The 9,586-nt window shown below is 72.9% G+C and carries 7 protein-coding genes; 3 read left to right on the top strand and 4 right to left on the bottom strand.

The window, feature by feature from the left end:
* Positions 1 to 27: 27 nt before the first annotated feature.
* From P1V51_25185 to P1V51_25175, 3 genes are read right to left on the bottom strand one after another with little or no spacing between them, the layout of a single operon-like run.
* Positions 28 to 1,965, bottom strand: a complete 1,938-nt coding sequence (locus P1V51_25185) for a protein kinase (protein ID MDF1566350.1) — start codon at positions 1,963 to 1,965, stop codon at positions 28 to 30.
* A gap of 20 nt (positions 1,966 to 1,985) precedes the next feature.
* Entirely contained in the window at positions 1,986 to 3,131 is a 1,146-nt protein-coding gene (locus tag P1V51_25180) for a phosphoserine transaminase (protein MDF1566349.1), read from the bottom strand.
* A 53-nt stretch (positions 3,132 to 3,184) separates the two neighbouring features.
* Complete coding sequence (locus tag P1V51_25175; GenBank protein MDF1566348.1) at positions 3,185 to 3,805, bottom strand: hypothetical protein; 621 nt, start codon at positions 3,803 to 3,805, stop codon at positions 3,185 to 3,187.
* A gap of 108 nt (positions 3,806 to 3,913) precedes the next feature.
* Between P1V51_25175 and P1V51_25170 the strand changes: the two genes are divergently transcribed.
* The 3 genes from P1V51_25170 to P1V51_25160 all read left to right on the top strand — a co-directional run bounded on the left by P1V51_25170 (position 3,914) and on the right by P1V51_25160 (position 8,758).
* Positions 3,914 to 6,895, top strand: coding sequence for a kelch repeat-containing protein (locus P1V51_25170; GenBank protein MDF1566347.1), 2,982 nt, complete (start codon positions 3,914 to 3,916; stop codon positions 6,893 to 6,895).
* An 11-nt stretch (positions 6,896 to 6,906) separates the two neighbouring features.
* Positions 6,907 to 7,965 carry a tetratricopeptide repeat protein gene (locus P1V51_25165; GenBank protein ID MDF1566346.1) on the top strand — a complete coding sequence of 353 codons (1,059 nt, stop codon included), beginning with the start codon at positions 6,907 to 6,909 and terminating at the stop codon, positions 7,963 to 7,965.
* 82 nt (positions 7,966 to 8,047) lie between these two features.
* Positions 8,048 to 8,758, top strand: coding sequence for a GPP34 family phosphoprotein (locus tag P1V51_25160; protein ID MDF1566345.1), 711 nt, complete (start codon positions 8,048 to 8,050; stop codon positions 8,756 to 8,758).
* Between the two features lie 95 nt (positions 8,759 to 8,853).
* On the opposite strand, the gene P1V51_25155 is transcribed toward P1V51_25160, so the two are convergent.
* The coding region (locus P1V51_25155; GenBank protein ID MDF1566344.1) for a hypothetical protein at positions 8,854 to 9,586 on the bottom strand (733 nt) is incomplete at its 5' end.

Here is a 9,586-nt window from a genome sequence, read left to right as displayed (position 1 = left end):
GCGGGGCGCCGAGCGCGCTCCCGTGGGTCAGTCCAGGGTCAGGGGCTGCAGGAGCTCCAGCTGGAGATCCGTGCCCGGGGCGAGCAGGAGCGGGGCGCCGGGGTCGACCGGGTCGAAGGCCAGGATACCGGCGGCGCCCGAGGAGTCGACGGCGCGGGCGTGCAGCTCCAGGGCCTCGCCGGTGGGGGTGGTGCCGCCCTGCACCTCGAGGTGCAGGCGGCGATCGACCGCCCGGGGGGTGGCGACGAGCCGGGTACCCCGAGGCAGGGCGAGCCGGCCGCTCGCGAGCACCGAGCGGGAGAGGGTGAGCCGGACCCGCTCACCTGCCCGAGCCGAGTCGAGGAGGCGCACCTCGAGGCGAGTGCCCCGGGGTAGCTCCCGCACGGTCGATCGCTCCTCTCCCACCCGGGAGAGGACCCGCGTTCCACCCCGGGCGGGCCCCGTCGTCCGAGGGGTCGTCTGAGTGGCTGGCACCTGGGGAGAGGGTTCCGTCGAGGTGGCGGGCACCTCGCGGGGCGGATCGGGGGTGGGAGGAGGTGGAGCGGCCTCGGGAGGCCTGGATCGGGCCTTCGGGGCTCTGCGAGGGGCAGTGGAAGAGGGGGGCTGGCCTGCGATCGACCCCTCCCCGGGGCCCTCCGCCGGTTCCAGGGTTTCTTCTGTCGGGGTGGCCGGCACCTCGTGAGGCAGCACCTCGTCAGGCACCTCGGTCGAGGTGGCTGGCTCCTCGCGGGGCACCTCGCGGGAGGGCGCGGGAGGGGGCTCCGTTGCCGGGAGAGGATCGTCGCCGAGCAGCCGCAGGCCGAGGCCGGCGAGGGCGCCGATCGAGAGGACCCCGACGAGGAGCCCGAGGCGGGAGAGGATCGTCTTCTCCCGGAGGACCTCCGCGGAGAGGGCGGCGGTGGCGTTCGCGGCCCCGAGCTCCGGCTCCTCGAGGGCCAGCGGGTGATCGGGCCGGGTCGCGGGCTGCGCAGCCGGCGCCTCGTCCCCGCTGCCGCCGCCCGGCGCTCCGGCCGGAGGCGTCGGCGAGGCCGGCGCGGCGGGCCGGCGGAGGGTCCCCTGCCGCTCCCCCCGGCTCTCGGCCGGGTAGAGCGCCCGCATCCAGGGCGCCAGGGCCTGCTCGTCGGGGTGGGCGGCGAGCTCGTGGAGCAGCTCTCCGGCCCTCCGGGCGAAGGCCGCGGCGGAGGGGAGGCGCGCCTCGCGGTCGGGGTGCAGCGCCGAGAGCACCAGCGCGTCCACCGACTCCGTCAGCGCCGGGTCGATGCTGCTGGGCGGCGGCGCGGCCTGCTCCTGCACCGCGCGCAGGATCGCCACGTCCGACTCGCCGGAGAAGAGCCGCCGCCCGCAGAGCATCTCCCAGAGGACCACCCCGAGCGCGAAGACGTCGGTGCGAGCATCGACCGGCTCACCCCGCGCCTGCTCCGGGCTCATGTAGGCGACCTTGCCCTTGATCATCCCGGTGGCCGTGTTCACCGAGCGCTGGGCCGCCCGCGCGATACCGAAGTCGGTGAGCTTCACCGAGCCCTCGAAGGTGATCATCACGTTGTGCGGGCTGACATCCCGATGGACGATCTGCAGGGGCTCGCCGTCCGCGTCATGGGCGCCGTGAGCGTGGGCCAGGGCCTCGGCGACCTGCCGGGCGATGGCCAGCGCCCGCAGGGCGGTGAGGCGCGGGCCGGCCTGCTCGGCGCGCCGGAGGATGCGGCGCAGGTCCTTGCCGTCGATCCACTCCATCGCCAGGAGGAGGGCGCCGTCCTCCTCCACCAGGTCGAAGACCTGCGCGATGTTCGGGTGGGAGAGGCGCGAGGCGAGGTGCGCCTCGTCCCGGAACATCGCCACCGTCTCCGGATCCTCGCAGAGGTGCGGGAGGATCCGCTTGACGGCGACGGTCTTCTCGAAGCCGCCCGCGCCGGTGCGGGTGGCGAGGAAGACCTCGGCCATCCCCCCGGCGGCGATGCGGCGTCCCAGCCGGTAGCGGCCGGGACCGGTCAGCTCTTGACCTCCTCGAAGGCCCAGTCGAGCCAGGGCAGGAGCGCCTCGATGTCCGAGGTCTCGACCGTGGCGCCGCCCCAGATCCGGATCCCCGGAGGGGCGTCGCGGTAGGAGCCGAGGTCGTAGCCCGCCCCCTCGGCGTCGAGGAGGGAGACGATCTTCTTGGCCGCGGCGGCCTGGGCGTCCTTGTCGAGGCCCTGGAACCAGGGGTCGACGATCTTCAGGCAGATCGAGGTCGAGGAGCGGACGGCCGGATCGGAGGTCAGGAAGTCGACCCAGTCGGTCTTCTCCACCCAGGCGGCGATGGCCGCGAGGTTCGCCTCCGAGCGGGCGATGAGCGCGGGGAGGCCGCCGATGGACTCGGCCCACTTCAGGGCGTCGAGGACGTCCTCGGTGGCGAGCATCGAGGGGGTGTTGATCGTCGAGCCCTCGAAGATGCTCTCGTCGATGCCCTCGCCCTTGGTCATCCGGAAGATCTTCGGCAGGGGCCGGCCCGGATCGAAGGAGACGAGGCGCTCGACGGCGCGGGGCGAGAGGGCGAGCATGCCGTGGGCGGCCTCGGAGCCCAGCACCTTCTGCCAGGACCAGGTCACGACATCCAGCTTCTCCCAGGGCAGCTCCATCGCGAAGACCGCCGAGGTGGCGTCGCAGATGGTGAGGCCGGCGCGATCGTCGGGGATCCAGTCGCCGTCCGGGACCTTCACGCCGGAGGTGGTGCCGTTCCAGGCGAAGACCACGTCGTGGCCGAAGTCGGCCTGGGTGAGGTCGGGCAGCTCACCGTAGTCGGCGGAGAACTCCCGGACGCTGTCCAGCTTCAGGTGCTTCTTGAGATCGGTCGCCCAGCCCTTGCTGAAGGACTCCCAGTGGAAGACGTCCACCGGCCGGGCGCCGGTCATGGACCAGAGCGCCATCTCGACGGCGCCGGTGTCGGAGGCCGGGACGATGCCCAGGCGGTAGTCCGCGGGCATGCCTGCCAGCGCCTTGCTGCGCTCGATCGCCTCGGCGAGCTTGGCCTTGCCGATCTTGGCGCGGTGGGAGCGGCCGGCGGGCATGTCGGCCAGCACGCTGACGTTCCATCCCGGGCGCTTGGCGCAGGGGCCGGAGGAGAAGCAGGGGTTGTTCGGGCGAGTGTCGGGCTTCATGAGGGGCAGACCTATTCGCGAGGTGGGGGGCCGTCAACGGCCGGATGAAGGGGTCACTCGTGGACGTCGTCCACCAGGTTCTGGAGGTTTCGGTCCTGATCGATGATCCAGACGTCGAGGGTCGCGTCGCCGTCGAGGTTGGCGACGGCGGCGGCCAGGAAGCCCTCGGGGGAGACCCCGGTCTGGAGGTCCGCCGGCAGGGGCGCGACCTCGGACTCGTGGTGCGTGGCCGGCGCGGTGCTGGCGCCGAGGTAGTAGGTGTAGCGGTTGTTCGGCTCGGGGAAGAAGCCGATCTTCTCGAAGTCGTCGCTGAAGCCGCCGGCCTCCGCCTGCCAGGCGGTCTCGGCCACGTAGATCATCGAGAGGTTGCTCTTGGCCTCGGACTGCTTGGCCCGGGCCTGGAAGCGCATGAAGTTCGGGATGGCGATCGCGGCCATCATCGAGATGGGGATCCAGATCGCCCCGATGACGATGGCGGCGATGGCCAGGCCCATGCCCTTCTGCGTGGCCTTGTTCTTCGAGATCTGCACCGCCGCGACGATGCCGAGGACGAAGCCCACGTAGTTCAGGCAGATCGGCACCAGCGCGAGGATGAGAGCCACGATGGCCAGCTTGGAGGTGCGGGGCGCCTCGGTGGCCTCGGGGGACGGGAAACCCTGATCGGGAGTGCTCATGGGGACCTTCCTCCTCCTGTCGACGCCCGGCACTCTCCCACGGCGCTCCCGCCTCCACAACGGCGCGCGAGCACGATACGGTGACCCCTCGAAGAGGGAGGGACGCGGATGTTCGCGAGAAGATTCTGGGGGCTCGTGCTGATGATGACCGTGCTCGGCTGCGGCCGGGACTTCGGTCTGCCCGAGAGCGACTCTGCCATCCAGAGCGTGGTGGTGACCCCGGCGGTCGCGCGCGCGGGCGTGGAGCTGCAGCTCGAAGTCTACTCGGTGGGGAGCCCGCCCCTCGCGGTCGAGGCGAGGATCCTGGGCGAGACCTTCGTGGACGACGGGCTCGGCGGCGACGGGGTCTGGCGGGCGCACTACACCGCGGTGGGGCTCGAGCCCGAGGACTCCGAGGTCCGGGTCGACGTCGAGGCCCGGACCGAGGCCGGCGTCATCCCGGCGGTGGCCTGGACCCGCTTCGACTTCACGCCCCCCGCGCTCCTCGAGGTCCTCCCCGAGAGCCACCTCCTCGAGAGCGAGGGGGAGAGCGTCGCGGTGGACTTCGTCTTCAGCGAGGCCCTCTCCGGGGCGCCCACGATCACCGTGCTGGGGCGGAGCCTCGCCTGCACCCAGACCACCCGCCAGCGCTGGAGCTGCCCGGTCACCCTCGAGGTGGGGGATCCCGCCGGCTGGCTCAAGGCCCAGGTCGACGCCAGCGACCCCGCCGGGAACGAGCTCTCGGTCATGGCCGGCCTGCTGGTGAGCATCGACCGCGCGAGCGCCCCGGTGACCCCCACCCTGAGCCTGATCTCGCAGACCCCCTCTCCCGCGACCGCGGGTCAGCCGGTCGAGCTGGTGCTGGCCGGCGAGGTGCTGCTCGACGCGCCGCCCGAGGTCACGATCGCGGGGCGGAGCGTGGAGTGCGTCGGCTGCGACCGCGACGCCTGGAGCTTCACCTATCGCTTCCTCCCCCTCGCGCTCGATCACGGGCCGGAGGGGGGCGAGGGCGGGGTCACCCTCTCGGCCGACGCCAGCAGCCGCCAGGGCGTGGCGGCCCACCTCGACGCGGAGGTGGAGCTGGATCTCCTGGGACCGCAGGTCACGCAGATCACCGCGGTGAGGGATCGCGTCCTGGCCGACGAGACCCTCACCCTCCTCCTCTCCTTCCACGAGCCGGTGGCCTCCTCCTTCTTCACCATCCAGGGGCGGGTGGTCTCCTGCAGCTTCACCGACCCGCTCTCCGCGGTCTGCACCTACCGGACGACCGGGAGCGAGAGCGAGGGTCCGCAGCGGCTGGAGGTCCGCGCCATCGACGCGCTGGGAAACGAGAGCTTCCTCCTCGTCGACACCGGGGTCTCCTTCGACTTCGCCTGCCAGCAGCTGGCCTCCCGGGCCTTCGTGGTCGGCTCCACCGTGCGCCCGACCGCCTTCTTCGCCGAGGCCGGCGTCTTCGAGCCGGGGAGCACCGTGGCGCTGGCCCACATCGAGGGCGGCGCCCCCTTCCAGTCGGTCACGGCGGAGGCCGACGGCAGCGTCCTGGAGACCGCGATGCCGGCGACGGTCGATCGCTTCGTCTGGTTCCGGGCCATCGACGTGCACGGCCACGCCTGCCCCTGGGCGCGCAGCTCTCAGCGCTTCCTCTCCGAGTTCTCCCCGGTGGATACGGGCAGCTCCGTGAACCAGGTGATCACCGAGGTGATGGGGGCCCGCTCCCTGAGCCTCCCCGCCTACACCCTGGATCGGGGCATCGGCGCGGGCACCCCGAAGCTGGGGAGCGCGCAGCTCACCCGCCTGGCCTCGAAGGACGGTCAGACCGTGGTGACGGGCGAGCCGGCGCTCGCCCCGGCGCAGTGGACCAATCACGGTGACCTGCCCGGCGCGCCGGGCACGATCAACTCCGGCCCGCTCACCTGGGATCCGGTGCACCGCCGGGTGATGCGCTACTGGACCGGCGGAGGCTACGCCGAGATCGATCGCTGGGATGGCACCGCCTGGAGCAGCTTCGACTACTTCCCCTCTCCGCCCTCCCTCCACAACTGGGGTTGGGGCATCACGACCTCTCACCAGGAGGGCAACGTCTTCGTCCTGGGAGGTCACTCCGGCGGGCTGCCGCTCTCCGACTTCCTGCTCTACGACGGCTGGGGCTATATCGACCTCCAGCACCCCTACCAGCCCAGCGGGCGCTACTTCCCCGGCCTCGCCTACCACGAGCACAGCCGACGCCTGCTGCTCTTCGGGGGCTGGGAGCCGGATGGCACCGGCACCCGCCCGAACGGAGAGACCTGGCTCTTCGGCGAGGGGACCTGGAGCCGCCTGGATCCGCTCACGCCGCCCTCGGCCCGCATCGGGCCGGCGCTGGTCACCGACACCCGGAGCGGGGACATCTATCTCTTCGGCGGCTCCGACCCGAGCGGCGCCCTCGACGACACCTGGCGCTTCGACGGCAGCAGCTGGCAGGAGCTCTTCCCCACCAGCCGGCCGCCGGCCCGCACCCTGGCGGGGGCGACCTTCCACGCGGGGATGGAGAAGGTGATCCTCTTCGGCGGCTACGACGACCCCCAGCGCCTCGGAGATCTCTGGAGCTTCGACGGAACGACCTGGACCCCGGAGAGCTTCCCGGGCGGGACGCTGCCCGCGCTCAACCAGCCCGGGCTGGCCTACGACTTCCGGCGCGGGGCGCTCGTGCTCTACGGGGGCTACCTCTCGAGCACGAGCACGAACCGGGACCTCTGGGAGCTCTCCCCCACCGCGCTCTATCCGCAGGTCCTGCTGCAGCTCCAGATGCCGAGCTTCGTCGAGGCCAGCTCGGTGGCGACCCTCGAGCTCACGGCCCGGGGAGAGGTCACTCGCGCGGGCACCGGCACCCTGGGCCTCGAGGTCGAGCTGTGGGACGAGACGGCCGGCCGCTGGCGCTCGATGGTCGTGTCGAGCGGGGTCGACGCCGGGCAGGGGCTCTTCTCCTACATCGTCCCCCTCAACGAGGAGATCTTGAGCCGGCAGGCCAGCCCCTGGGCCTTCGTGCTCATCCGTCCTCGCGGACCCGCGACCCAGGCGGGCGGCGCGAGCCTGGAGCTCGACTCGATCCGCATGCAGATCGACACCTACTAGAAAGAGCAAGCATGAGGCGGTTGGTGGTGGTGGTCGGGTTGCTGGCCCTGATCGGGACGGGCTGCGTGGCGCAGGTGCGCACGGTGCGGCGGCAGGCGCCGATGATCGAGCTCCCCCCGAAGACCCCGGTGGCGCTGGTCTCGATCGAGGTGCCGAAGTGGGTGCTCGACCGCGCGCCCTCCACCTACGGCCACCCCGAGGCGATGTTCCTCCCCGCGCTGCAGCGGGCCTTCGACGGCACCAACGCCCTGCTGGTCGACGAGCGGGAGCTGGGCTGGAGCATGACCATCGGCCCCCTCGACCCGGACACCGGGCAGCTGATGCACGTCGATCCCCGGGTGCCCCTGGCGCTGGCGCCGGATCAGGAGTTCACGGCGGCGCGGCCCGAGCACCTGCCCCTGGGCATCACCCACCCGCTGATCCTGGGGGTGCAGGTGATCGGCTGGACCTACCGCAAGGAGATGGTCGGCTCGACGCCCCGGATGCGGGCCGAGACCGACATCGTCTACTCCCTCTGGACCCGGGACGGCCGCGAGGTCGAGACCCGCCGGGTGAAGCTCTCGCTCGTCCCCTCGGCCGGCTGGCGCGACGCCCCGGACTTCGTGCCGGCCCGCTCTCACTGGTGGAGCTGGTCGGGCTCGCAGCAGTACGGGGCGAGGTACACCAGCGTGCGCCCCGAGGAGACCTTCGGGGAGGCGGTGAGCGCCAACGCCCAGGCCTTCGCCTTCCCCTTCCACGCGGCGGACCTCCACTTCGGCCGGCAGCTCGACGACTCGGACGAGGCCCTGAAGGAGGGGATCGATCATCTGAAGGCCGGCCGCCACGCCGAGGCGCGGGCCTCCTTCGAGGCCCTGGTGCAGGTGCGCCCCGAGCTGGCCGGCGCCCACTACGATCTCGGCATCCTCGAGGAGATCGAGGGCAACGACGCGGCGGCCATCGAGTGCTTCCGCCGGGCGCTGAAGGCGCGGCCGGACACCGGGCTCTACGCCCGCGAGCTGCAGGCCGTCGAGGCGCGGCAGGCCGCCCGGCTCCGTCCGCAGCTGCCGGGGCTCGGGACGCCGGTCCTCTGACCGCCAAGTTCTCGGAATCTCTGTCGGGTCATTTTGTCGGCTCACGCCGCCAGCAAGAGAGTGTAGAATTCCACCTGTACCCATGGCGGGGACGATCACCACGACTCCGGCAACCGTCTCGGCGGACGCTGGCACCTTGCGACTGCAGGAGGAGCTCCTCCTGCTCGCCCTCGATGACGAGAAGGGCGTGGTGTCTCGTTCGGCCGAGGACAAGCTGCCGAAGGTGCTGGCCCGGGCGATCCTGGCCGAGCTGCGCCTCGAGGGCCGGGTGATCTTCGAGGGTGAGGGCTCGCGCGCCACGGTGCGGCCGCTCTCCCGGGAGCCGCTGGATCAGGAGCTGATGGACGCCTGCCTGGCGGTGATCAGCCAGCCGGGGCCGGCCCGGGAGGTCTCGCACTGGCTCGAGACCCTGCCGGTCCGCTGCGACCTCGGCCGCCTCGCGGCCGAGGGCCTCTGCTCTCGCGGCGTGCTCTCCGAGGAGAAGGGGCGCTTCCTCCTGGTCTTCTCCCGCCCGCGCTACCCCGAGCGGGACCCCAAGGCCGAGGTCGAAGTGCGCCGCCGCCTGCGGGACGCGGTCTTCACGGACCTCTCGGAGGTCGATCTGCGTACCTCCCTCCTGGCCGGACTGGCCCACGACGCCGGGCTCCTCGATCTCTGCTTCGATCCGGCCGCCGTGCGCGAGCGCAGCAAGCGCCTCGAGCGCCTGATGGCCGGTGAGCACCTCGGCCGGGCGGCGAGCAAGGGCGACGAGGGCGCCGTCTTCGCCGAGGTCGTCGGCGCGCTGCACCGCTGATCGACCCCTCCGGGCGGTCCCCCGCCAGGAGGCTCCTGCCAAGTGGCTGGCACCTATCAGGGGCCAAGTGGCTGGCACCTATCAGGGGGCACCTATCAGGGGGTGCCCTGGGAGAGGGAGCCGTTGCTGGTGCCGGTCATCTGCAGGGTGTTCGCGTTGAGGCGGATGTAGCCGTCGGCGCCGTTGCCTCCGACGCCGCCCGTGCCGCCGGCGCCGCCCTGGCCGCCCTGGCCGCCGCCGTTGCGGCCGCTGCCGCCGAAGGCGCCGCTGCCGAAGTTGAAGCCGGCGCTGCCGCTCGCGCCGCCGCCGGCGTCGAGGTGACCGGCGATCACCAGGGCGTCGGCGATCAGGAGGAGCGAGCCGCCCGAGCCGCCGCCGCCCCCGCCGCCGGCGCCGCTGCGGCCCGCGCCGCCGCCGCCGCCGATGGGGGCGCTGCCGAAGAGCGAGCGCTGGCCGTTCTCGGAGGTGCCCGGCCCGAGGCCGCCGCCCCCGCCCCCGCCGCTCACGTCGAGGGTGACGCCCGAGGGGATGGTGATGGTCCCGCCGGCGCAGAGCAGGAGGGCGCCGCCGCCCCCGCCGCCGCTGCCGCCCCAGAGGGTCTGGAGGGTGGGCTCGGAGTAGGGGTTGCCGGGGGCCGAGGGACCGGAGCCGCTCGAGCAGCCCAGGCCGCCCGGGCCGGCGGTGCCCACCGGGGCCGCTCCGGGCGCGCCGTCGGGAGACGCGCCCGGGTTCCCGGTCAGCCCCTGCAGCCCGACGCCGGCGTGACCACCGCCGCCGCCCCCCGAGCCGCCGCAGGCGCCGCCGCTGCCGCCGCGCGGCGCAAGGGGT

The organism is Deltaproteobacteria bacterium (assembly GCA_029210625.1).
Classification (GTDB): domain Bacteria; phylum Myxococcota; class Myxococcia; order SLRQ01; family SLRQ01; genus JARGFU01.
This window is presented reverse-complemented; position numbering and strand designations above follow the sequence as displayed.